General features: G+C 73.3%; 20 protein-coding genes. 8 read left to right on the plus strand and 12 right to left on the minus strand.

Translation table 11 applies throughout. The annotated features are described in order from the left end of the window. The first annotated feature begins 76 nt into the window (after positions 1 to 76). The 3 genes from ACQEVJ_RS19240 to ACQEVJ_RS19250 all read left to right on the plus strand — a co-directional run bounded on the left by ACQEVJ_RS19240 (position 77) and on the right by ACQEVJ_RS19250 (position 3207). Positions 77 to 637, plus strand: coding sequence for an RNA polymerase sigma factor (locus ACQEVJ_RS19240; RefSeq protein ID WP_433102822.1), 561 nt, complete (start codon positions 77 to 79; stop codon positions 635 to 637). After that, the gene (locus tag ACQEVJ_RS19245) at positions 637 to 1512 is read left to right on the plus strand and encodes a hypothetical protein (protein ID WP_433102824.1); all 876 of its coding nucleotides are present in this window, start codon (positions 637 to 639) and stop codon (positions 1510 to 1512) included. Before ACQEVJ_RS19240 ends, ACQEVJ_RS19245 begins: the two co-directional genes overlap by 1 nt. A gap of 273 nt (positions 1513 to 1785) precedes the next feature. Continuing rightward, positions 1786 to 3207: a hypothetical protein gene (locus ACQEVJ_RS19250; protein WP_433102826.1), complete on the plus strand. Its 1422-nt coding sequence runs from the start codon at positions 1786 to 1788 to the stop codon at positions 3205 to 3207. A 5-nt stretch (positions 3208 to 3212) separates the two neighbouring features. On the opposite strand, the gene ACQEVJ_RS19255 is transcribed toward ACQEVJ_RS19250, so the two are convergent. From ACQEVJ_RS19255 to ACQEVJ_RS19265, 3 genes are read right to left on the minus strand one after another with little or no spacing between them, the layout of a single operon-like run. Further along, the gene (locus ACQEVJ_RS19255; RefSeq protein WP_433102828.1) at positions 3213 to 4160 is read right to left on the minus strand and encodes a VWA domain-containing protein; all 948 of its coding nucleotides are present in this window, start codon (positions 4158 to 4160) and stop codon (positions 3213 to 3215) included. After that, a complete protein-coding gene (locus tag ACQEVJ_RS19260; RefSeq protein WP_433102830.1) occupies positions 4157 to 5077 on the minus strand; it encodes a DUF58 domain-containing protein in 921 nt (306 codons plus the stop codon). Before ACQEVJ_RS19260 ends, ACQEVJ_RS19255 begins: the two co-directional genes overlap by 4 nt. Further along, positions 5074 to 6117: an AAA family ATPase gene (locus ACQEVJ_RS19265; protein ID WP_433102832.1), complete on the minus strand. Its 1044-nt coding sequence runs from the start codon at positions 6115 to 6117 to the stop codon at positions 5074 to 5076. The genes ACQEVJ_RS19260 and ACQEVJ_RS19265 overlap by 4 nt, the downstream gene beginning before the upstream one ends. Positions 6118 to 6242: 125 nt before the next feature. Here ACQEVJ_RS19265 and ACQEVJ_RS19270 point away from each other — a divergent pair, with 125 nt between their 5' ends. Next, positions 6243 to 6995, plus strand: a complete 753-nt coding sequence (locus tag ACQEVJ_RS19270) for a hypothetical protein (protein ID WP_433102834.1) — start codon at positions 6243 to 6245, stop codon at positions 6993 to 6995. 22 nt (positions 6996 to 7017) lie between these two features. Here ACQEVJ_RS19270 and ACQEVJ_RS19275 read toward each other — a convergent pair whose 3' ends face one another. Continuing rightward, entirely contained in the window at positions 7018 to 8241 is a 1224-nt protein-coding gene (locus ACQEVJ_RS19275; RefSeq protein WP_433102836.1) for a beta-ketoacyl-[acyl-carrier-protein] synthase family protein, read from the minus strand. 413 nt (positions 8242 to 8654) lie between these two features. Between ACQEVJ_RS19275 and ACQEVJ_RS19280 the strand changes: the two genes are divergently transcribed. Continuing rightward, positions 8655 to 9770 carry a methyltransferase gene (locus tag ACQEVJ_RS19280; protein WP_433102838.1) on the plus strand — a complete coding sequence of 372 codons (1116 nt, stop codon included), beginning with the start codon at positions 8655 to 8657 and terminating at the stop codon, positions 9768 to 9770. Positions 9771 to 9792: 22 nt separating this feature from the next. Here ACQEVJ_RS19280 and ACQEVJ_RS19285 read toward each other — a convergent pair whose 3' ends face one another. From ACQEVJ_RS19285 to ACQEVJ_RS19300, 4 genes are read right to left on the minus strand one after another with little or no spacing between them, the layout of a single operon-like run. After that, complete coding sequence (locus ACQEVJ_RS19285; RefSeq protein WP_433102840.1) at positions 9793 to 10440, minus strand: response regulator; 648 nt, start codon at positions 10438 to 10440, stop codon at positions 9793 to 9795. Continuing rightward, on the minus strand, positions 10437 to 11789 hold the full coding sequence (locus ACQEVJ_RS19290; protein WP_433102842.1) for a sensor histidine kinase: 1353 nt from the start codon (positions 11787 to 11789) through the stop codon (positions 10437 to 10439). The genes ACQEVJ_RS19285 and ACQEVJ_RS19290 overlap by 4 nt, the downstream gene beginning before the upstream one ends. A gap of 43 nt (positions 11790 to 11832) precedes the next feature. Continuing rightward, positions 11833 to 13146 (minus strand): alpha-amylase family protein, encoded by a 1314-nt coding sequence (locus ACQEVJ_RS19295; protein WP_433102844.1) that lies wholly within the window; start codon positions 13144 to 13146, stop codon positions 11833 to 11835. Between the two features lie 42 nt (positions 13147 to 13188). Beyond that, complete coding sequence (locus ACQEVJ_RS19300) at positions 13189 to 14145, minus strand: hypothetical protein (RefSeq protein ID WP_433102846.1); 957 nt, start codon at positions 14143 to 14145, stop codon at positions 13189 to 13191. Between the two features lie 91 nt (positions 14146 to 14236). Between ACQEVJ_RS19300 and ACQEVJ_RS19305 the strand changes: the two genes are divergently transcribed. Together ACQEVJ_RS19305 and ACQEVJ_RS19310 are read left to right on the plus strand one after the other, a co-directional pair. Continuing rightward, a complete protein-coding gene (locus tag ACQEVJ_RS19305) occupies positions 14237 to 14401 on the plus strand; it encodes a hypothetical protein (protein ID WP_433102848.1) in 165 nt (54 codons plus the stop codon). 51 nt (positions 14402 to 14452) lie between these two features. After that, positions 14453 to 15220, plus strand: a complete 768-nt coding sequence (locus ACQEVJ_RS19310; RefSeq protein WP_433102850.1) for a sulfite exporter TauE/SafE family protein — start codon at positions 14453 to 14455, stop codon at positions 15218 to 15220. Here the strand turns inward: ACQEVJ_RS19310 and ACQEVJ_RS19315 are convergent. The 4 genes from ACQEVJ_RS19315 to ACQEVJ_RS19330 all read right to left on the minus strand — a co-directional run bounded on the left by ACQEVJ_RS19315 (position 15210) and on the right by ACQEVJ_RS19330 (position 20502). Continuing rightward, positions 15210 to 16841 (minus strand): hypothetical protein, encoded by a 1632-nt coding sequence (locus ACQEVJ_RS19315; RefSeq protein ID WP_433102852.1) that lies wholly within the window; start codon positions 16839 to 16841, stop codon positions 15210 to 15212. The two genes, ACQEVJ_RS19310 and ACQEVJ_RS19315, sit on opposite strands and share 11 nt — an antisense overlap. 324 nt (positions 16842 to 17165) lie before the next feature. After that, entirely contained in the window at positions 17166 to 18329 is a 1164-nt protein-coding gene (locus ACQEVJ_RS19320; protein WP_433102854.1) for a zinc-binding dehydrogenase, read from the minus strand. Positions 18330 to 18337: 8 nt separating this feature from the next. Next, entirely contained in the window at positions 18338 to 19426 is a 1089-nt protein-coding gene (locus ACQEVJ_RS19325; RefSeq protein ID WP_433102856.1) for a phage holin family protein, read from the minus strand. Next, a complete protein-coding gene (locus tag ACQEVJ_RS19330; RefSeq protein WP_433102858.1) occupies positions 19423 to 20502 on the minus strand; it encodes a hypothetical protein in 1080 nt (359 codons plus the stop codon). Before ACQEVJ_RS19330 ends, ACQEVJ_RS19325 begins: the two co-directional genes overlap by 4 nt. Positions 20503 to 20776: 274 nt before the next feature. On the opposite strand from ACQEVJ_RS19330, the gene ACQEVJ_RS19335 reads away from it, so the two are divergent. Beyond that, the gene (locus tag ACQEVJ_RS19335) at positions 20777 to 22096 is read left to right on the plus strand and encodes an extracellular solute-binding protein (protein WP_433102860.1); all 1320 of its coding nucleotides are present in this window, start codon (positions 20777 to 20779) and stop codon (positions 22094 to 22096) included. Positions 22097 to 22198 lie beyond the last annotated feature (102 nt).

A 22198-nucleotide genomic window follows, 5' to 3' on the forward strand; every position in this document is an offset into this window, starting at 1 on the left:
TCGGGAAAGGCTGAAACACTTCCGGCCTTCCGGACACGTACGAGATGACGGAGAAAGCGGTGAAGGGGGAGTATCGGTGGCCCGCTCGGACCTGAGGCGTCGTTTCGAGGAGATCTATCTGGCGCATTACGCGGATCTCCTCGGATACGTGCGGCGCCGCACCGAATCCCCCGAGGACGCCGCCGACGCTCTCGCCGAGACCTTCGCCACGGCATGGCGGCGCATCGGCGACGTTCCCGCCGGCCCGTCGGCCCGATTATGGCTGTACGGCGTGGCCCGGCGGGTGCTGGCCAACGGCCACAGGGCCGAGACCCGTAGGAGCGCGCTCGTGGAGCGGCTCGGCGCGGAGCTCGGCCAATGGGACGAGCACGATCGGACGCCGGACCACGAGGATCTCGACGCGGTTCGTGCGGCGTTCCGGCATCTCGGCTCCGACGACCGCGAGGTGCTGGCGCTGGTGAGCTGGGAGGGGCTGGGATCGGCCGAGATCGCCACGGTGCTGGGCTGCTCGCGCGGAGCCGCCCGCCTTCGGCTGCACCGGGCCCGCAAGCGCCTCGCCAAGGAGTTGAACTCCGCGGGGGTGGACGTGGCCAGGTACGGCGCGCGGATGCCGGCGCTGGCAGGAGGAGAGGCGTGATGAGCTACGACCGCGATGATCTGCACCGGCTCGTCGCCGGGATCGCCCCGGACCCGGGCCCGGGGATGACGCCGGCCGCCCTGGACCTGCTGGAGGAGATCGTCTCCGGCCCGGCCCCGGCGACCCGCCGCCGGCATGTTAGGGACGCGGTCACCCGTGCCGCCCGCCGCATCCTGCGCCGCCCCCGCCTGGCGCCGCTGATCGTCTCGCTCACCGCCGTCCTGCTCGCCGTGGGCTGGCTCGTGCCCGGTGCGGCCGGCCTCGGTCCCGCGCCCGCTGTAGCGGCGCTCGACATCAGGCGTGAGGGCGACCACTACGTCGTCATGGTGCGCGACCTGTTCGCCGCTCCCGCGTCGTACCAGCGGGAACTGCGTCAGCGTGGCCTGGACGTGGACGTGCGGCTCGTGCCGATGACGGCGGCCTCGGTGGGGCGGGCGTTCTACTTGGACGGCACCCGGGACCTCAGTGCGATCACGCCGATCGAGGCGCCGGGCGAGTGTGTGCGATTCGCCGGCTGCTCGATCGGCTTCCGCATCCCGGTCGGTTTCCGCGGGCACGCCACCGTGCTGATCGGCCGCGCCGCACGGGCGGGGGAGCGCTACGGCGTCCTGGAGGCCATCGACATGGAGGGCCAGCCCTTCCACTGCGTGGACTACGTCAACAAGACCGTCGCCCAGGTCCTGCCCCTGCTACGGGAGCGCGGCGTGCGAGCGAAGTTCTCCTCACCCGGCGCCTACGCCCAGCCGTCCGCCTCTGCCGACTGGTACGTCCGCACCGGAGTCATGATCGCCGACGGGCAGGCGCTCATGGTGGTCGCCCCCACCCCGGCCCCCCAGCCGCGCCCCAGGGACGCCTTCTGCACCGACCATCCCTGAAACCCCGGCGTCCCTGAGACCCCCAGCGTCACTGATAACGGCCACGCGGTCCGCGCCCCGCTCACGGCGCGGACCGCGTCGGGCCCCCCTCCACGCCCCCCGCCTGCTGCGGCGGCGTCGCGGCCGCATCCGGCGCGGCACCCCGGTCTTCATCCCCGCACTCACCGGCCGGCCTCCCCACGCTGACACCGGCATGCCCGCAGCCATGCGAACCGGCTGCCGCGCGCGTGCGCCGCCCGGCCGGATTTCCCCCTCGCAACGAACGGATTCGTCATGCCCGCATACGCTCGTGCCCTGCTCCCGGTGCTCGCCGGGATGAGGCGCCACCGAGCCTTCACGGTCGCGCTCGTCGCCGCGGTCGCGCTCAGGGTGGTCACCATGCTCGGTTATCCGCCCGCCCGGATGTACTGGTACGACTCGTTCGCCTACCTGGACAACGCCGTCCACCTACGGCCAGAGCAGGGGTTCCACCCGATCGGATACCCCCTGCTGCTGCGCGCCCTGCTGCCCTTCCACAGCGTCGAGGTGGTCGTCGCCGTGCAGCACACGATGGGACTGGCGTCCGGGGCCGTCGTCTACGCGGCGCTGCGCGGCAGGGGACTGCCCGGCTGGGCCGCCGTGGCCGCCTCGGCTCCGGTGCTGTTCGACGCGTCGTTCCTCCGCCTGGAGCACGCCGTGGTGTCCGACACGCTGTTCATCCTGCTGGTCGTCGCCGCCACGGCCCTGCTGGTCCGCCGGCCGGTGCCGTCCGCACGTGCCGCCGTGACCGCCGGCCTGCTGCTCGCGGGCGCCGCCCTCACCCGGACGATCGCGCTGCCGCTGATCCTGCTCGTCCTGCTGGTGCTCGCCGTCCGCCGCGTACCCTGGCGCCGGCTGGCCGCGCTCGCCCTGGCCGGGCTGCTGCCGGTCGCCGCGTACGCGGCGTGGTACGGCGGGGTCCACGGCCGGCTCGGCGTCAGCGGCACCGACGGCGTGGCGTTGTGGGCCCGTTCGATGACCTTCGCGGACTGCGCGGTCATCCAGCCTTCGCCGGACCTCGCGCCGCTGTGCCCGAACGGGACCGTCCTCGACGCGGCGGGGGAGTACGTGTGGGCGAAGGACTCCTCCCTCAACCGGCTCCCCGGCGGACACGTCGCGCTCAACGACCGGGCACGTGCCTTCGCACTGCGCGCCATCGCCGCCCAGCCGGTGGACTACCTGCGCGACGTGCTGAAGGACACCGCGCTCGCGTTCGCCTGGAGACCCGTCGCCCACCCGGCGCGCACCGTCCCCGCGTTCGGCTTCGCCCTCGGCACCTGGCCGCTGCCCGCCGATCAGCCGCTCGCCGATCAGGCCACGCGGGAGTACGACCCGGATCTCGCCGGTATGCGCTCGGTCCGGCCGTACGCCGACCTGCTCATCGCCTACCAGTACCCGGCCTACCTGCGCGGGCCGGTGCTGGCCGCCATTCTGGTGCTGGGTTTGGTGGGCGCGCTGCGGCGACCGTGGCGGACGGCGCTGCCGTGGGCGGTCGCCGTGACGCTGCTGGTCGCGCCGGTGGCCGTGCTCGACTTCGACCACCGCTACGTGCTTCCCGTCGTGCCCGTTGCGTGCCTGGCGGCCGGGCTGGCCTTCGCCCGGCCTCCTCGCCGCGCGGTGGTGCGGAAGGTTCGCGAGTTGCCCCGCGAGGTGCCGTCGGCTGAACGCGGCGGGTGATGGGGTCAGGGGATGCGGGCGCCCAGCAGCATCGCCGCTGCGGCGGCCAGCAGGCCCGCGACGATCGCCGCGACGAGGAACCGCTGAGTGATCTCCTGGTGCACGACCTTGTAGCCGAGCGAGGTGCCGATCTGCGCGTACACGTCGCGCAGTTCGCTGCCCGACTCCGCGGTGTACGCCCGGCCTCCGGTGCCGTCCGACAGCGACTTCAGCGTGGTCTTGTTGACCGGCACCTGCACCGCCCGGTTGTCGATCGTCACCGTGCCCTCGGGCGTGCCGTACGCGATCGTGGACACCGGCACCTTGGCGGCGACCGACGCCTCGATGGCCTCGTTGACCGACCGCCCGGAGGTGTTGTCGCCGTCCGACAGCAGCACGATGGCGGACGGGGGCGGATCGGTGACCGCCCGCTGGTCGAACGACCTGATCGAGTCGAGGGAGTTGAACACCGCCTCGCCGATCGCCGTGCCGGGCCGGGTGGTCAGGCTGGAGATCGCGGTGTTCACGGCGGCGTGGTCGGTGGTGGGGGAGATCACCACGGCGGCCGATCTGGCGAAGGCCACCACTCCGACGTTGAACCGCTCGGGCAGCTCTCTCACGAACTGCTGGGCGGCCTGCTTGGCCGCGACGAGCCGGGTGGGGGGGACGTCGGCCGACTCCATCGACAACGACACGTCCACGGCGACCATGATCGTGGCGCGGTCGCGGGGCACCCTCACCTCGCCCGCAGGCCGGGCCGCGCCGAGGACCAGCAGGCTCATCATGACGAGGAACAGCACGGCCGGCACGTGCCGCCGCCAGGTGGGCCTTTCCGGGGCCACCAGCGACAGCAGCGCGAGGTTCGTGAAGCGCACCGTGTAGCGGCGGCGCGCGAACTGCGCCGCGACGTACGCCGCGACCAGCGCGGCGACCAGGATGAACAGCCAGAGCCAGCCGGGGGCGAGGAAGGTCATGCGCCCGCCTTCCTGTTCGCGGCCCGGCGCAGCAGGTGGGAGGCCCGCCGCTGGCGCAGCACGAACTCGGCGATGTCGAACACCCAGTCGCGGTCGGTGCGCAGCACCAGGTGGGCCGCCCCGGCACGGCGCAGCGCCGCCCGGGTCGCCCACCGCTGCTCGGCCGCCGCCTCGGCGTACCGCTCCCTGAGCTCGCGCGACAGGTGGACGCCGCGCGAGCGCCCGGTCTCGGGGTCGGCGAGGGTGACGAACCCGACGTCGGGCAACTCCAGTTCGCGGGGATCGATGATCTCCACGGCGAGCACCTGGTGCCGCGCGGCCAGGCGGCGCAGCGGCGGCTCCCAGGAGTCCGGCGAGTCGAGGAAGTCGGAGACGATCACCCGCAGCCCGCGCTTGCGGTGCGCCGTCGCCATCATCTCCAGAGCCTCCCCGAGGTCCACCGCGCCCTCCGCGGGCGGCGCGCTGAGCAGCGAGTGCAGCAGAGCGTACAGCCGGGGCCGGCCGGGCTTGGCCGGAAAGCGGTGCACGTCGTCGCCGTACAGGATGTAGGCGCCGAACCGGTCGCCGACCCGGCTCGCGAGGATCCCCATCGCCCCGACGGCGCTGATGGCGAGGTCGCGCTTGGACATGTCGGCCGTGCCGAACTCCATGCTGGCCGACAGGTCGGCCAGCGCCCAGGTCTCCAGCTCCCGGTCGGCGATCAGGTCCCGCACGTGCGGGACCGTCGTGCGCGCGGTCACCGCCCAGTCCATGCGGCGCACGTCGTCCTCGCCGGGCACGTACACGCGGGTGTCGCCGTGCTCGCTGCCGGGCCCGGGGATCAGCCCCTGGTGGCGGCCCTGCAGCAGCCCGTCCAGCCGCCGCACCACCGTCAGCTCCAGCCGCCGCAGCGCCTGGTCGGGGTTCGTCCCGCTCACCGCATGCCCTGGTTCCACACGACGAGCGGCGGCGGCACCGCCTGCAGGACCCGGCGTACGACGTCGTCGGGGTCCACCTCGTCGGCCAGCGCGTCGAAGGTGAGCATCAGCCGGTGCGACATGACGTCGACCGCCACGTCGCGGACGTCGTCGGGCAGCAGGTAGTCGCGCCCGCGCAGCAGGGCCAGGGCCCGCCCGGCGGAGATCAGGCCCAGCGTCGCCCGGGGGCTTACCCCGATCTCGATCGTGTCCTGCAGGTCGGCCAGGCCGTAGTCCGCCGGGGTGCGCGTGGCCATGACCAGCCGTACGACGTAGTCGGCCACGAGCTGGTGGACCGAGACCTCCTCGGCCATGTCCTGCAGCCCCACCAGCGTGACCGGATCGAGCACCGGCCTGGGCACGGGCGGGCGCACGCTCATCCGCTGAAGGATCTCCAGCTCCTCGTGCGCGCTCGGGTGGGACACGCGCACCTTGAACAGGAACCGGTCGCGCTGCACCTCGGGCAGCGGGTAGACGCCCTCGGACTCGATCGGGTTCTGCGTGGCCAGCACGACGAACGGCCGGGGCAGCGGATGGGTGCGCCCCGCGAGCGTCACCTGCCGCTCGGCCATCACCTCCAGCAGGGCCGACTGCACCTTCGCCGGAGCGCGGTTGATCTCGTCGGCGAGCAGGAAGTTGACGAACACCGGCCCGAGCTCGATGTCGAACCGCTCGGAGCCGGGGTGGTAGACGCGGGTGCCGACGATGTCGCTGGGCACCAGGTCGGGGGTGAACTGGATGCGGGCGAACGTGCCGCCCACCACGGTGGCCAGCGTCGAGGCGGCCAGCGTCTTGGCGACCCCCGGGACGCCTTCGAGCAGGCAGTGTCCCCGGGCGAGCAGCGCCACCAGCAGCCGCTCGACCATGTGCTCCTGTCCGACGATCACACGCCGGACCTCGGCCAGCGCCTCCCGCAGGGCGTCCAGCCGTGCCTCGCCCTCCTCCTGCTCCTTCGCGCCCTCGCCGGGCTCCGGGTCACTGCGTTCATCGGCAACGGTCATGCTCGTTATTCAATCGTGACTCGGCTGGAGAATCCATTTCTCTCCCATTTGCCCGTCCCGGCGCGTGCCACACCCCCTGCCGCGCCCGTGTGTTCCGGATGTGGGGGTGTGTTTTGATGTGGGGGATGGTCACACCGTTGCAGTACGGCGACCCGCCCCACGTGGGGCCGTTCGCGCTGCAGGCGCGTCTGCAGACGGCCCCGGCGGGGCTCGTCTATCTCGGTCAGGCGCCCGACGGCCGGGTGGTGTCGGTGGCCGTCCTGTCGAGCGGCGCCGCCCTCGACGCCGCCGCGAGGGACCGGTTCGTCACCGCGATCAAGGACGCGCAAGGCAGGACGGGCGTACGCGGGTGGGGCGCTTCGCTGGTGGAACGGGTGCGCGGCAGGGTGTTCCCCGACACGCCTCCCGTCCTGGCGATGCACGACGGGCCCGCGCCCTGGGTGGCCGTGCCGTTCGTGCCGAACGGCCCGGGGGCCGAGCGGTTCCTCGACCCGGTCACCGTGTCCGGCACCCTGATCGGGCAGCGGCACGGGCCCGACTTCGCGCACTACTGGCTGGGCGACCGCACCCCCGCGCTGCCCGCCCCGCCGGCGCCGCCCCCTCCGCCGGTGGCCACCCGGCGCTCGGTCGTGCTCGCCTCGACGCTGCTGGCCACGCTCGTGCTCGCGCTGCTGCTGGTCACCTGGATGCTGCTCTTCCGCGGCGAGGACGAGCCGGAGCCGCCCCGGCCGCTGCCGAACACGCAGTTCGTGCCCACCCCGCCGCCCGAGCCCGCCTCGCCCGAGCCGCAGCAGCCCACCCCCGGCCCGTCCGGCAGCGGCGACGGCAGCCAGAGCCCCTGGCCGGACGACCTCTTCGACGGCCGCGGCCCCATCTGACGCACAGGTCAGGATGCACAGGTCAGGCGGTGGTGAAGACCAGTGAGGCGTTGTGGCCGCCGAAGCCGAAGGAGTTCACCAGCCCGGCCGTCCAGCGGCCGCCGCGCGGCGCTCCGGCCACCAGGTCGAGCTTCACCTCCGGGTCCGGGTCGTCCAGGTTGCGGATCGCGGGGATCACCCCGTCGCGCAGGCCGAGAACGGTGGCGATCGCGCCGAGCGACCCGGCCGCGCCGCAAAGGTGACCGGTCATCGACTTGATCGCGGTGACCGCGGGATGCGTCCCGATCGCCTCGGCGATCGACTCGTTCTCGGTCAGGTCGCCCGTGGGCGTCGAGGTGGCGTGGGCGTTCACGTATCCCACCTCGAGAGCGTCCAGACCGGCGTCGGCCAGGGCGAGCCGCATCGCCCGCGCCTGTCCGGCCGCGTCGGCGGCGGTGATGTGGTGGGCGTCGGAGGTGACCCCGGAGCCGGCGAGGGTGGCGTGCACCCGGGCGCCGCGGGCGGCGGCGAACTCCTCGCGTTCCAGCACCACCAGCGCGGCCCCTTCGCCCAGCACGAAGCCGTCGCGCCCCACGTCGAAGGGCCGCGACGCCTCATGCGGCGCGTCGTTGCGCGTGGAGACGGCCCTGGCCTGGGCGAACCCGGCCAGGGTCAGCGCGTGCACGCACGCCTCCGCCCCGCCGGCGATGACGACGTCGGCGCGCCCGAGCCTGATGAGGTCCAGGCCCATCGCGATCGCCTCGGCGCCGGTGGCGCACGCGCTCACCGGCGTGTGGGCGCCTCCGCGCGCGCCGAGCTCGATGCTGACCACCGCCGCCGGCCCGTTGGGCATCAGCATGGGCACCGTGTAGGGCGAGACCCTGCGCGGCCCGGACCTCTCGAGGATCTCGTTCTGGGTCAGCGTGGTCAGGACGCCGCCGACCCCCGTGCCGATCACCACGGCGAGGCGCTCGGGCTCGACGCCGGGCGCTCCCGCGTCCGCCCACGCCTCCCGCGCGGCGACCAGAGCCGCCTGCTGGCAGCGGTCGAGCCGCCGCGCCGCCACCCGGCCCAGCACCTCGGCGGGGTCCACCGGCAGCCGGCCGGCGATCCGTACGGGCAGGCTCCCTGCCCAGTCCTCCTCGACCAGGCGGATGCCGGACCGTCCTTCCAGCAGGCCCGTCCAGGTGGTGGCCACGTCTGCGCCCAGCGGTGTGATGGCGCCCAGCCCGGTGACCGACACACGCGCCCTGATCCCGTCTCCCATCGACGACCCCCTTTTCTGTGATGGCCGCACCGATTCGTCCTGTACGGCGGTGCGCGAATCGCGCCGGATACTTCCGGTCCTCACGCTGCCAAAGCGCCCTCACCCCGGGCAGGCGTGACGATCAACTAAAAAGCCGCGGAAGATTTGTCGGCGCCGCGCAGCCCGTCGCCGCTCCTCACAGGCGTGTTTGCCTGTCCCGGAGGGGTGTGCGAACCTCGTGTGCGTCTTTCGGAAAGGGCTGATCGTGACGCTCGGAATGGTTCTCGGCGACGCCTCCTCTCGCGCTTCGACGCGGGAGCGGTAACCCTTCCTGCTCTGTCACTCACGCCCGTGCGCAGCACGGGCGAGTCCGCCGTGCTCCTCGTCGAAGTGCTCTTCGTGCCCACGCACACGTCGATCACGAGGAGTACGTCGTGTCCACGATCCACTGGACCGAAGCCCACATCGCCCGATCCGCCCACTGGCACTCCGAGAGCGCCGCCCCGCCGCCCCGGCGGATCGTCGTCGCGGACGACCGCATGAGGGCCGGCACCGCCTACCGCCTCGCCTGCGAGGGCACGGCGCTGTTGTGGAGAGGCGACTACCACAACGCACGCCGGCTCCTGCGGGCGATGAGCCGCCGCATCGACGGGAGACCTCTCCCTTCGGGAGACGACGCCCGTGACGCCTTCCACATTCAGCGCCGGGCCCGCGGCGACCGGGCCCGCGTCCTGGGCAGGCTCGTCGTGTCGCTGGACGACACCTACGCCCTGGACCTGCGCAGGGCTCCGGACGTACGGCGCGCGTGCATCGCGGCGTACGGCACGCCCCGCGAGCCGATGGCGGTCTCCCTCACAGAGCTGCTGGGCGTGATCGGGGCGCACCAGTGGCGTCTCAAGGGGGTGGAGATACCTTTCCTCGGCGCTCGCATCCATCCCCACTACGGCGTCTTCTCCCCGACCAGAGGCGAGTACGTCGACCTGGTCGCCCAGACGCCGCTCGCTCGCGCCCGCCACACCGCGTTCGACCTCGGCACGGGGACCGGAGTGCTGGCCGCCGTTCTGGCTCACCGGGGGTTCGATCACATCGTCGCGACCGACGTCAACCCGCGTGCGCTGGACTGCGCCCGTGACAACGTCCGCCGGCTGGGCCTCACCGCCCGCATCGACGTGACCGGTCCCTGCCTCTTCCCCCAGGGGCGCGCCGATCTCGTCGTCTGCAACCCTCCCTGGATTCCCGCCCGTCCGACCTCGGCCCTGGAGCAGGGCGTCTACGATCCGGACGGCCGCATGCTCCACGGCTTCCTGGACGGGCTCGCCGCCCACCTGCGACCGGGCGGCGAAGGATGGCTCATCCTGTCGGACCTGGCCGAGCATCTCGGACTCAGGCCACGCCACCGCTTGCCGGCCCTGATCGAGGCGGCCGGCCTGCGTGTGGTGGACAAGATCGACACCAGGCCGCGGCACCCACGGGCGACGGACGGCGCCGATCCCCTCCACGCCGCGCGAGCCGCGGAGATCACGTCGCTGTGGCGTCTGACCGGCGGGTGACCGAGGTCCGGCCCGGGCGGGTTCAGCGGGGGGAGACGAAGCCCGACTCGTAGGCGGCGACCACCGCCTGCGTGCGGTCGCGGGCGCCCAGTTTGGCCAGGACGTTCCCCACGTGGGTCTTGACGGTCTCCGTGCCGACGACGAGCTCGGCGGCGATCTCCGCGTTCGACAGGCCGCGTGCCATCAGCCGCAGCACGTCCCCCTCACGCGCGGTCAGCCGGCCGATGCCGGGGACGGCGCGGGCGGCGCCGCGGGCCGCGACCAGCGACCGGATGGCGGCGGGGAACAGCAGCGACTCGCCCGCCGCCACCACCCGGATCGCCTGGACGAGCTCGTCCGCCCTCGCCCGTTTGAGCAGGAACCCGCTCGCGCCGGCCCGCAGCGCCTCGTAGACGTAGTCGTCGTTCTCGAACGTCGTCACCACCAGCACCTTGGGCGGGCCCTCGGCGGCCGCGAGGGCCCGCGTCGCCTGGATGCCGTCCACCGCCGGCATGCGTACGTCCATCAGGACGACGTCGGGCCGGAGCGAGCGGGCCAGCGACACCGCCGCCGCGCCGTCGGCCGCCTCGCCCACGACGCTCAGGCCGGGCTCGGACTCGATGATGATCCGCAGACCGGTGCGGATGAGGTCCTCGTCGTCGGCCAGCAGCACCCCGATGCTCGTGCTCATGTCCCCGTCCGCCCCTCACCGGAGTCCTCGCCCATGCCTTCGTCTCCGCTCTCGGCGCGGGTGTCCGGGAGCCGGGCGGCATCCGCGCCCGGAAGCGGGACGCGGACCTCGACCCGCCACGTCTCGCCGTCGCCCCCGGCCTTCATCCGGCCGCCGAGCAGCGTCACCCGCTCCCGGATGCCGTCCAGCCCGTGTCCCGCCCTGCCGGTCATGCCGCCGCTCCTGCCGCGCCGGCGTGGCCGGGCCGGGCCTCGCCGCTGATCGGCACGGACCTCGTTGCGCACGCACACCTCCAGCACGCGATCGCGCACGCCGGCGTCCACCTCGATCAGGCCCGTGCCGTACCGGATCGCGTTGGTCACCGCCTCCTGCACGACGCGGTAGGCCTCCCGGGAGATCACGGGAGGTACGGCGGACAGGTCGCCCAGCCGCCGGGAGACCGGCCTGTCTCCGGTGGCGGCGGCGTCGAGCAAGGCGGGAAGGTCGCCGAGGGACGGCTCAGGAGAGGCCCGCCCCGCGCCCTCCCGCAGCACGCCGATGACATGGTCGAGCTCGTCCAGCGCGCTCCGGGCGGAGGTCTCGATCGCCTCCAGCGCGGCCCGGGCGGCGGCGGGATCCCGGTCGAGCACCCGGCCCGCGGCGGCGGCCTGCACGGTCACCACGCTGAGGGCGTGGCCCACCGAGTCGTGCAACTCCCTGGCGAGCCGGTTGCGCACCGCCAGCCGGCGTGCGGCCTGCCGCGCCAGCGCGAGCCGGTCGGCCGCGGACGGCCCCAGGAAAGCGGGGGCCAGGCGGGCCAGCAGGGCCCCGGCGCCGACCGCGAGGAAGAGCAGGCAGACGAGGACGGCCAGCCCCGCGGGCGGACCCCACGCAGTCGCCCAGCCGCCGCGGATCCCGGGGTCCACCAGCCCGAAGTGATCCCCAGCCAGCGGGAGGACCGCCAGCCAGACCGCGAACGGCACCATGGCCAGGGTCACCCCGCTCACCAGGCCGCCGATCCCCAGGTGCAGGGTGAACCACGCCGCGGTCCGGCGGCGTTCTGACCAGGTCCGCCGTACGGAGGACGGCGGGGTCTCGACGGCCGCGCCCAGCAACGTGCGGGCGGCGGCGACCTCGAAGGCCCGGACCGGCAGGAACAGCCCCGACACGGCCACCACCGGGAGCATCCCGATGAAGATCAACGGCTGCACCGACAGCAGCGGATCGCCGACGTCCGGCGTCGGACGCCACAGCGCCGTCGCGACCTCTCCGGCCATCATGTAGGGCATGAGCAGCGCCCCGCCGACGATCAGGCAGGCCCACCTGAGGTAGGTGACCCTGTCGACGAGCGGGGCGAGGACGCGGTTCACGGTCCGATGGTCCCGCACTCCCGGCGAATGCCGCGCCGTCCGGTCATGGCCTGTGGACGAGCACCCGCCACCCGTGCGCCGGCACGAGGGCGGGATCTTCGTCCGGGCCGCCCGCCCCGGCACAGCTCTCCGCGTCGATCAGCCGGGAGACGTCCAGGGGGAAGCGGTAGGCGTCGTCGCCGATGTTGAGCAGCGTGACGACTTCCCCCCGCGCCCCCTCGCTGCGCAGCGCGATCGCCCGGTTGGTGACGTGCTCGGCCTTCGTACGAGCCCGGGCCAGCCAGGGGTGCCGGCGGCGCAGCCCGATCAGCCGCTGGTGGAGCCGGTAGACGGGCATGCCGGACGGCGCCAGGTCGCCCGGGCCGTCGGGAAAGGCGGGCCGGATCGCGTCGTCGCCCCCGGCGCGTTCCTCCTTGACCCCGAGGAACGCCTGCTCGTCGCCGTAGTAGAGGCTCGGCACCCCGCCCACGGTCATCAGGACGGCCAGCGCGTGCCCCAGGTGCCGTGGATCGGCGAGCCTGCTGGCCAGGCGCGTCACGTCGTGGTTGCCGATGAACGTCATCGGCGCGAACACCTCCAGGAGCCGGTCGTGCCGGTCGAGCGTCCAGGCGAGTTCGAAGAAGTTGCCGTCGTTGAGCGAGCTCCAGACGGCCTTCCACAGCTCGTACTGCGTCACCGAGTCGAGCCCGCCCTCGGTCACGTACGCCGCGTAGTCGCCGTGGATCACCTCGCCGGCGAACCAGGCGTCGGGATGCTCCCGCCGCACCCGGGTGACGGCCTCCCGCCAGAAGGCGAGCGGCACCGCGTACGCCGCGTCGAGCCGCCAGCCGGACGCGCCGCGGCCGAGCCAGTGGCTCATCACCCGTACGACGTGGTCGAGGACGGCGGGCTCCGCGTGGTTCAGCGCGACCAGCTGGTCGTGGCCCTCGAACACGGCGAAGCCGCCCGCGCCGTCACCGGGGCGGAACCAGCGGGCGGCGGGGGAGTCCGGCCCTTCGGCGAGGGCCCGGGCGAAGACCGGAAACCCCCTGCCCACGTGGTTGAACACCCCGTCGAGCAGCACCCGTAGGCCGCGCCGCCGCGCCTCCGTCACCAGATGGTCGAAGTCGTCGTCGTCCCCGAGCCGGGGATCGACGCGGAAGTGGTCCACCGTGTCGTACCCGTGCGTCTCGGACGCGAAGATCGGGCCGAGTTGGAGACCCGAGCAGCCGAGGTCCACGGCGTAGTCGAGCCAGCTCTCCAGATGCCGCAGCCGGTGCCGGACCGGAGCTCCCTCGGGTGCCGCCGTCAGCGGGGCGCCGGTGAAGCCCAGCGGGTAGACATGCCACCAGATCGCGTGGTCGCTCCAGGACGTCACATCGGCTCCCCGTCGTCGTTCATATGGTCGTCGCCCGTCTGGTCACAGTGTCGTCGTCTCTGCCCCCTCCCGTGCGGGCGACCCCTCGGCGCCGGCGTGCCGTACGAAGGCGGGACGCCCCCGGCCGCAGGCGCGGCAGACGCCACGCGTGCGGTAGTGGTAGCCGACGGCCGCCGTCCCCATCGCCAGCCCCCAGGCGAGGAACCAGGGATAGATGACGTCGAACACCCAGGGAGACAGCCCCTCGAGGGGCGCCTTCGCGAGGCCGAGGGCGACCGCGACGCGCAGTCCCGTGCCGAGGACGCCGACCGGGATCAGCATCACGCTCCCCACGAAGGCGGCGGCCAGCGGCATCCACCGCGGCATGCGCAGCGGCGGCCGCCAGGTGCGGGCGAAACCGAGCCCGAGCGCCATGCCGATCAGCGCCAGCACCCCGGTGTCACCCAGCCCCGGGGTCCACAGGTGCACATCCCCGAACGCCCGGGGATCGGCGAGGCCGACGGTGCCCCCGAGGCCCCACTGCACCTTCAGCGCGCCGTACCCCGCCGCGAGCAGCACAGTGAGGTATCCGGCGCGGACGCTCAGCCTCTGCCGCGATCCCCGGGCCTGCCACGTCCCCCGGCCCCCGCCGGCGGGAGACGTGTGGCCCGCGTCGTCGCGGCCTTCTGGCCGAGCTTCGTCGGGTCCTTCGGAACGGCCGCAGCGTGCGCAGGCGCCGCGCGCGCGGCGGTGACGCCGTACGGCGGTCACGAGGAGCGTCGTGCCGGCGGCGAGCGCGGCGACGCGGGCGACGGCCATCGGCCAGTCGAAGCCCAGGTCGACGACGCCGCTCTCCCCGGTGACCGCCGCGATCGCCGCCATGATCCCGCCCACGATGTCGAAGGCGATCCCGCTCGCCCCGACGCCGGTCAGCGCGAGACCGGCCACTGCTGAGGCGGCGGTGGCGAGCGCGCCGGTGCGCGGGGGCGGGGACTTCCGGGCGAGGTGTGCCGTATCCATGACTTAAGGCTCGCTGCCGCGTCCTCGCGGGGCCTCCCCACCGGGCGGGACCCGCATCCCCCGCGCGGGGGAAAAGCCCCTTGAGCCTCACGTGGCGCGAGCTCCTGGCGCCGGCGGCATGGAGATCGTCGTTCACGACACGGCCGCCGCGATGGCCGATCTGCTCGCCGTCCCCCTTGTGGAACAGCCCGCGGCGCTCACCGGCATGCTCCGCCCAATGTGGGAGGCAGTGCCCTGGATGCCCGCCGCCCGCTAGGCTCGCTCGTCGAGCCAGGGTCAAACGGGTGCAAAGGGGGAACGGAGCCACATGGGTGCCGGACAGGTGGTGCTCCTGCTCCTCGCCGCCGTGGCCGCCGGATGGGTGGACGCCGTCGTCGGCGGGGGAGGGCTGCTGCAGCTTCCGGTGCTGCTCCTGGCCGGTCTCACGCCGGTCCAGGCGTTGGCGACGAACAAGTCCGCCGCGATCTTCGGGACGGGCTCGGCCGCCGTCACCTACGCGAGGAAGACGAAGCTCGACCGGGCGGTGGCCGTACCGGCCGCGGCGCTGGCGGTCGCCTTCGCCGGCCTCGGCGCCGCCTCTGCGGCCCTGCTCGACGCGGGCGTGCTGAAGCCGCTGGTGATGGTCGTGCTGCTGGGCGTGGGGGCGTTCGTGACCCTGCGGCCGGGGTTCGGCCGCCTGCCCCACCCGCACCTGCGTACGCCTGCGCGGGTGGTGGCGGGAGTCGCGGTGGCGGGCGTCGGCATCGCCTACTACGACGGCATCGTCGGGCCGGGCACCGGGACGTTCCTGCTCATCGCGTTCACCTCGATCCTCGGGATGGACTTCGTCCACGCCTCCGCCACGGCGAAGGTCGTCAACACCGGCACCAACCTCGGCGCGCTCGTCGTCTTCGCCGCGCAGGGCCACGTGGTGTGGGCACTCGGCCTGGCCATGGCCGTCTGCAACATCGCCGGAGCGCAGATCGGCGCGCGGATGGCGCTCAACCGGGGCGCGGGGTTCGTCCGCGTCGTCCTGCTGTGCGTGGTGGCCGCACTGGTCGCCAAGCTCGGGTACGACGAGTTCCTCAGTCGATGAGATCGCACAGGCCGGGCCCGAGGTCGTCGTCCACCATGTGCAGCGCGGTCTCCGCCCTCGACGCGAGCGCGAGCGGGGGCACCCCGGCCACCAGATGGGAGTGCGCGATCCGGTCGAGGGCGGCGCCGACCAGCGGCGCCGTGACCCGGAGGGCGGCGGGAAGGGCGACGCCGCCGGTGGAACCGCCGTGGAGCACGATGTTGCGGCATCGGTACAGCCGCCGCAGCGACACCTCCAGGTAGTCGCGCACCCGCTCCAGCACGTGCCGGCGGTCGGCGAGCAGCGCCTTCATCCGGAAGACCGACGCCACGTCACTGCCGGTCCGCCAGGACCGCACGAGCGGCAGCCCGTCTCGGCTCTCCAGCTCCGCGGCGATGAGCGTGGAACGTTCCCGATTCGAGGTGCAGGCCGCCAGTTTGTCCGGAAGGGCGTCGCCGGGCACTTCACGTACGCGGTAGGAGAGCGCGGTGAGCTCGGCACGCGGCCAGGAACAGGCGACGAGCGCGGCGGCGCGGGCGGCGGCCACCACCTTCTCCCGCTCGTCGGGGTCTCTGGCCTCGGTCAGCAGGGACTCGAGAGCCGCCCAGCCTCCCGCGATGGCGGGCGCCAGCGGCCCCTGGTTGAGCGCGGAGGCGATCTCCAGGGCCTCGTCCACCGTGCTTCTGGCCTGCTCACCGAACCGCTGCACGTCCTGGCCGACCACGTACAACTGCCGCTCGGCGGCCAGCGAGAGCACCTGCGCGCCGCGCGGGGGGAGCAGGAGGGGGAACGACCGGTCCTCGGTCGCGATGTACGCCTCGCCCAGCGGGACGACCGACCCCGCGGCCGTGAAGCGCGCCCGCGCCTGGAGCCGCTCGACCAGGTCGGAGACGATTTCCACCGCGCGCTCGGCGTCCCTGGCCTCGACCGAGTAGCTCAGCCCGCCGACCACCTCCCGGTGCCGCTCGGCGCTCGCGCCCGCCATCAGGGGCCGCGTCTGCTCGGCCGTCAGCCAGTTGGGCAGCCAGCCGGCCAGCTCCTCGTGACCGCTGAGAGCGCGGAAGGGGACGACGACGCGCCACTGGCGCGGCGGCCGGGCCAGCAGGGCGGACGCCTCGGTGATCAGGTCCGTCGCCGACAGATTCAGGTGGCCGTCACGGAGCCAGCGCTGCACACCGGCCAGGCTGTGCCCGCTGTCGAGCAGGTGCGCGGCGACGGCCCGGGCCACGCGTTCCGCGCGGGGCGGCTCCTGCGCCGCCGCGCAGGACGACCAGCGGCCGAGGTAGCCGGGCCGCCCGATGTCGATGAGGTGGCGCAGCTTGCGGCGGCCGTCGCTGGCCAGGGTGAGGGTGGTCCGCAGAACCTCGCGCAGCTCGCGGCGGTAGACCGAGCTGCCCAGGGCGGGATCGTCGCCGAGCAGGCGCTCCAGCGCATGGCGCTGCCAGTCCACCGCCGCCTGCGACAGCACCCGCCGATCGACCCACACCCCGGCCTCGTACAACTCCTCCAGGGCGAGGAAGGAACTGACCGTCCACAGCCGGCGAGCCCAGGGGGTGGCGGCGCTGGTGAAGTCGAGCAGCCGGGTGGTGACATGCCGGGAGTAGGAGGACCGGGGGTCACGACCGGCGGGGATCGCATGCATGCTGACGCAACCTCGGGGGGTGTGCAGGGCATCGGGGGAAATAAAGAGGGCGCGGCCCAGAAAGACCGCGCCCTCGGGGGCGAGTGCCCCGGATTAGCCTGTGTTCGCTTGCGCGATGCTCAGAAGATACCCGGTTCCGCGTCCGCCGCACCGGGATTTCGCGAGGAACTTGACGCGTGTCGTTGTTGCTCTGTCGGATCGGATGTCAATTCGACCGTGTCTGCCCGGTTTGCGGGATGCGGACCCCGGCACCTCAGCCGCAGGGTTTCAGTTGCGGGGTGCCAGCGGCGGGGTGGCCAGCGGCGGGGTTTCAGCGACAGGGTTTCAGCGACAGGGTTCCACCACGACCTTGAGCCCGCGCCGGGAGACGGCGGCGGCGAAGGCGTCCGCCGTGGCCGCGAGCGGGAAGCGCTCGGTGACCAGTGACGACACGTCCACCGACCCGTTCTCGACGAGGCGGATCGCGCGGGGATAGGTGAGGTTCATCCGCCGGACCAGCGCGAGCGTGAGGCCCTTGCGCCGGGCCAGCGACGCGGGGAACGACGTGCGGTCCTCGTCGGGGATGCCGGCCAGCACGACCCGGCCGCCGGGCCGGGCCGCGGTCATGGCGAGGCGCACCGCGTCGTCGTCACCCGCCACTTCGAAGGCGACCCGTACGCCGAGGCCGTCAAGCCCGTCGATCCCGGTCCACGCGGCCGGTCCCGCCTCCTCGGGGGACAGGGCGTGGTCGGCGCCGAGCCGCAGGGCGGCGGCGCGGCGGTGCGGCAGGGGATCGACGGCGACCACCGCCGATGCGCCGGCGAGCCGGGCGAGCTGGACCACCAGCAGCCCGATCGGCCCGCAGCCGACGACGGCGACGGGCGCTCCGAGCCCCAGATGCCCCAGGTCCACGGCGTGGATCGCCACACCGAGCGGTTCGAGCATGGCCCCGTCGCTGTCGGAGAGCGCGTCGGGCAGCGGGTGCAGCAGGTGGTCGGGCCAGGCGAGGCACTCGCGCAGGCCGCCGTCGAGCATGCCGTGCCCGGCGAAGCGGACGTCCGGGCACAGGTTGCCGTACCCCGTCGCGCACACCCCGCATCGGCCGCAGGGGATGGCGGGGTCGACCGCGACCCGCGTGCCGTGCCGTGGGCCGCCCTCGATCACTCCGGCGATCTCGTGTCCCACGACGAGAGGATCGTCAAGCACCGCGTCGCCGATGCCGCCTTCTGAGTACCAGTGGAGGTCGGAGCCGCACAGGCCGACGGCGGTGACGCGCACCAGGCTCTCGCCGGGCCCGGGAACGGGCGGCGGCTCGTCGGACAAGCGGATGTCGCCGACCTTGTGCAGCCGGGCGGCCCTCACGTCCCGGTCCCCCGCGCCATCACCGCTCCCCTCGATCCAGTCCTCCACCTTGATCGTAACCCGGCCTCGCGCCCGCACCCGGCCGTGGGCCGGCGTACGCCGAGGGCCGGGCCCCTCTGCCGGGCCCGGCCCTCGGAACGTTCGCATGGAGGGTGCTATGACCGGGCCTGCCCGGTCATCTGCCGCGCCTGGTCGCGGGTCTGCTCGGTGACCTGCCGTGCCTGGTCGCGAGCCTCCTCACCCGTGGTTCTGGTGGCATCCGCGGCCGTTTCGCGCACCTGCTGGCCCGCCTCCCTGGCGTCCTCGCCCACGCGCTGCGCGGTCTCCTGGACGGCATGCTTCACCGGCTCGACCATCTCGCCGGCCCGGTCCTTGACCTGCACGGCCGCGCGTTCCTCGGCGGAGGTCTTCGGCAGCAGGCTCGCGGCCAGCAGCCCCGCGCCGAAGGCGATCAACCCCGCGGCGAGCGGGTTGCCCTGCGTGCCGCGCATCGCCTGCCGCGGCGCGTCGCGCACGGTCTCGGCGGCCTGCTGGGCGCCGTGTCGTACCATCTCGCCCGCCTCGGCGGCGGTGCCGCGGACCGTGTCGCCCGCCTGCGCCGCCGCGTCGCGGACCGTCTCACCGGCGTGTGCCGCGGCGTCCCGCATCGTCCCTGCGGCCTCACCGGTCTGGTCGCGAACCGTGTGGGTGGCGTGTGCCGGCATTCCCATCACCTTCTCCCTCACCGACTGCGCCGCATGGCGCACCCTGTCCGTACGGCGCCGCACGATGCGCGCCGGGCTCGTCCGGTCGGTGAGCCGGTCCACGTCGGCGGCGAGTTCCGCCCGCGTGACCTCGATCTCGGCCCTTATCTCCTCTGGGCTCGCGCCCATCGCACGTCCTCCTTCAGCGTCTCGATGGTCTGCTCGGGCGTGGGGTTCACCTCGCGCATGCGCTCCTTGCCCCGCGAACAGCACCCCGCCGATCACCGCCCACACGGCCGCGACGATGAGCGCGGCCCAGGCCAGGTCCATGACGTTGCCGAGCCCGAACACGACGGCCAGCGTGACGAGGAGCGCCACCATGTATCCGGCGAAACCGGCCCCGCCGAGCATTCCGGCGGCCTTGCCTGCCTTGGCCGCCTCCTGCCGGATCTCGGCCTTGGCGAGCGCCACCTCCTGGCGGAACAGCGTGGACAGGTCCTCGCCGATCTCCCCGACCAGCTTGCCCAGTGAGGGCTCGGCGGGCGGGCTGGGGTAGCTCATCGCGGCCCACCCCCGTTGCCCGGCGACGCGTTGCCCGGCGTGCCCCGGTATCCGTCCGCGTGGCCGTCCCGGATCTCGTCCGAGGGGTGGCGCGCGCCGGCCGGGTAACCGGTCCCGGTGCCGTTGCGCGTTTCGTCACCGGCTCGATATCCGTCGCCGGTGCCGGTGCCGGTGCCGTACGACGGTGAGGCGGTCACGCCGGTCCCCGGACCGCCGGCGCCTGTGCCGTACGTCGTCGGCGGGCGGCTGCCGTACGGGGCGGGCGAGGGCGACCCGGAACCGTATGCGGCGCCGGAGTCGAACCGCCTCGCCGCATCGTTCGCCGCGCCGTTCGTGTGGGGGTCCTCGGCCGAGGCGACGGCCTTGACGGCCCGTCCCACGAGGAAGCCCACTACCGCGGCGTCGGCCAGGAACAGCCCGGGGCGGCGGCGCGCGAAGTCCTGCACGTCGCGCACCGCGCCGTGCAGGCCCTGGGTCTCCAGGTAGTCGGCGGCGCGGTGGCCCTGCTCCGCGACCTGCTGGACCACGTCCCGCATGGGGGAGTCGGGTTTGGCGTTGTCGCCGACGGCCTCCAGCTCGCCGGTCCACTGCCGGATCGTGTCGGCCGCGCGCCTGCTCTGGTGCCGCGCCTGTTCGTCGGTGTGCCTGCGCAGCTGGTGGAGAACGTGCCGCGTCTGCTCCCTGGCCTCGTGGGCCACCGTACGCGCCTGGTCCTTGGCGGTGACCGCCACCTCGCCGGCGGCCGTCCTGGCCTCGTGGGCCGTCTCCTGCGCCGCCTGCCGGACCTGCCGCGCGGTCTCCTGCTGTCCGGCGCCCTGCGGCAGCTCGCTTCCCCCGGCCTGAACGGCCGGAGCGAAGGCGGAGCGGAACCGGCCGGCGGGGAGGCCGGGGAGGTGCCCGGCGTGTGGTCGGGAAACGGCGGCCTCTCTTCGACGAAGATGTGGAAAGTGGATGGGAGAGCGCTTTCCCAGAGCCTGGACCCCGGTGCCCGCCCTGTCAAGGCCGGGCTTCGATACGACGGAAATACGCAGCTCGTCAGGGGGAAGCCGAGTCCGGGCGGTCGGAGGCGCCGGCACCGGGGGCGGGCCGCCCCTTGACACTTTTTCCCTTCCGCGACACTCTCTCGTTGGAGAGCGCTCTCCCACCGATGGCAGTGAGGAGAGCCCGTGCTCGCGTGGTCGGCACCCGTCACGTGGGGCGATCCCCGCGCAGGCGGGGGCCGTCCGCGCCGCGCTGCCGCAGGACTGCGCTGTCACAGGACTGCGCCGTCACAGGCATGAGGACCGTTCACCCCCCAGGCCGCCGCCCTCACGGGCGGGCGGTCCACCCGCAAGAGTGAGGACAACACCCGTGCGCAGAAGCAAGCCATATCTCTTCGCCGTCGCCGGAGCCCTCGTGCTCGCCGCGACGGCCTGCGGCGCCGACGACTCGTCGTCCAGTGCCGGATCGGGCGGTGGGAGCGCGGCCCAGACGATCACCTACTGGGCGTCCAACCAGGGCACCAGCCTGGAGAACGACAAGGAGGTGCTCAAGCCCGAGCTGGACAGGTTCACCAAGGAGACCGGGATCAAGGTGAACGTCGAGGTCGTCCCCTGGGCCGACCTGCTCAACCGGATCCTCGCCGCGACCACGTCGGGCAAGGGCCCGGACGTCGTCAACATCGGCAACACCTGGTCGGCCTCGCTGCAGGCGACCGGAGCGTTCGTACCGTGGGACGACGCGCTGCTCAAGACGCTCGGCGGCAAGGAGCGCTTCCTCGGCCCCAGCCTCGCCGCGACCGGCGCCCCCGGCCAGCCGCCCACCGCCGTGCCGATCTACGGCATGACGTACGGCCTCTTCTACAACAAGAAGATGTTCAAGGAGGCCGGCATCGACAAGCCGCCGGCGACCTGGGACGAGCTGATCGCGGACGGCAAGAAGCTGACCAAGGACGGCAAGTGGGGGCTCGCCGTGGAGGGTGCGAGCGTCAGCGAGAACGCCCACCACGCCTTCATCTTCGGCCAGCAGCACGGCGCCGACCTGTTCGACGCGTCCGGTAAGCCGCGCTTCGACTCCGACCAGGAGGTCGCGGCCATCAAGCAGTACCTCGACCTGATGGCGGCCCACAAGATCGTCAACCCGAGCAACGCCGAGTACGCCAACGGCACCGAGGCGGTGCAGGACTTCGTCTCCGGCAAGGCCGGCATGCTCATGTGGCAGTCGATCGCCACGCAGCTCAAGCAGGCCGGCTGGACCGAGGACGACTACGGCCTGGCTCCGATCCCGCTGCCCGACCCGTCGCAGGGCGGCAAGCAGGTCAACGCAATGGTCGCCGGCATCAACCTCGCCGTGTTCAAGACGGCCGCCAACAAGGACGGGGCGCTGAAGTTCGCCCAGTTCATGACGTCCAAGCAGACCCAGCAGAACCTCAACAAGGCGTACGGCTCGCTGCCGACCGTCACGGACGCCTACGACGACCCGGCGTTCGAGAGCGAGACGATCAAGACGTTCCAGCAGATCCTGTCCACCACGGCCGCGCCGCTGCCGCAGGTGGCGCAGGAGAGCCAGTTCGAGACGCTGGTGGGCAACGCGATGAACCAGCTGTTCGCGGACGCCGCGAGCGGCAAGCCGGTCACCGAGGAGGCCGTCAAGGCCAAGCTGACCGACGCCAACCAGCAGATGGGCGGCTGAGCGGCCCGGTAACCCGGCGCCGGGCGGAGGACCCGCCCGGCGCCCCCGACGCAGACCCTCGACATCGAGAGGAAGTCCGTGAGTCCTCCGTCCCCTGAAGAG

It is taken from the genome of Microbispora sp. CA-102843 (assembly GCF_050936215.1).
Lineage (GTDB): Bacteria > Actinomycetota > Actinomycetes > Streptosporangiales > Streptosporangiaceae > Microbispora.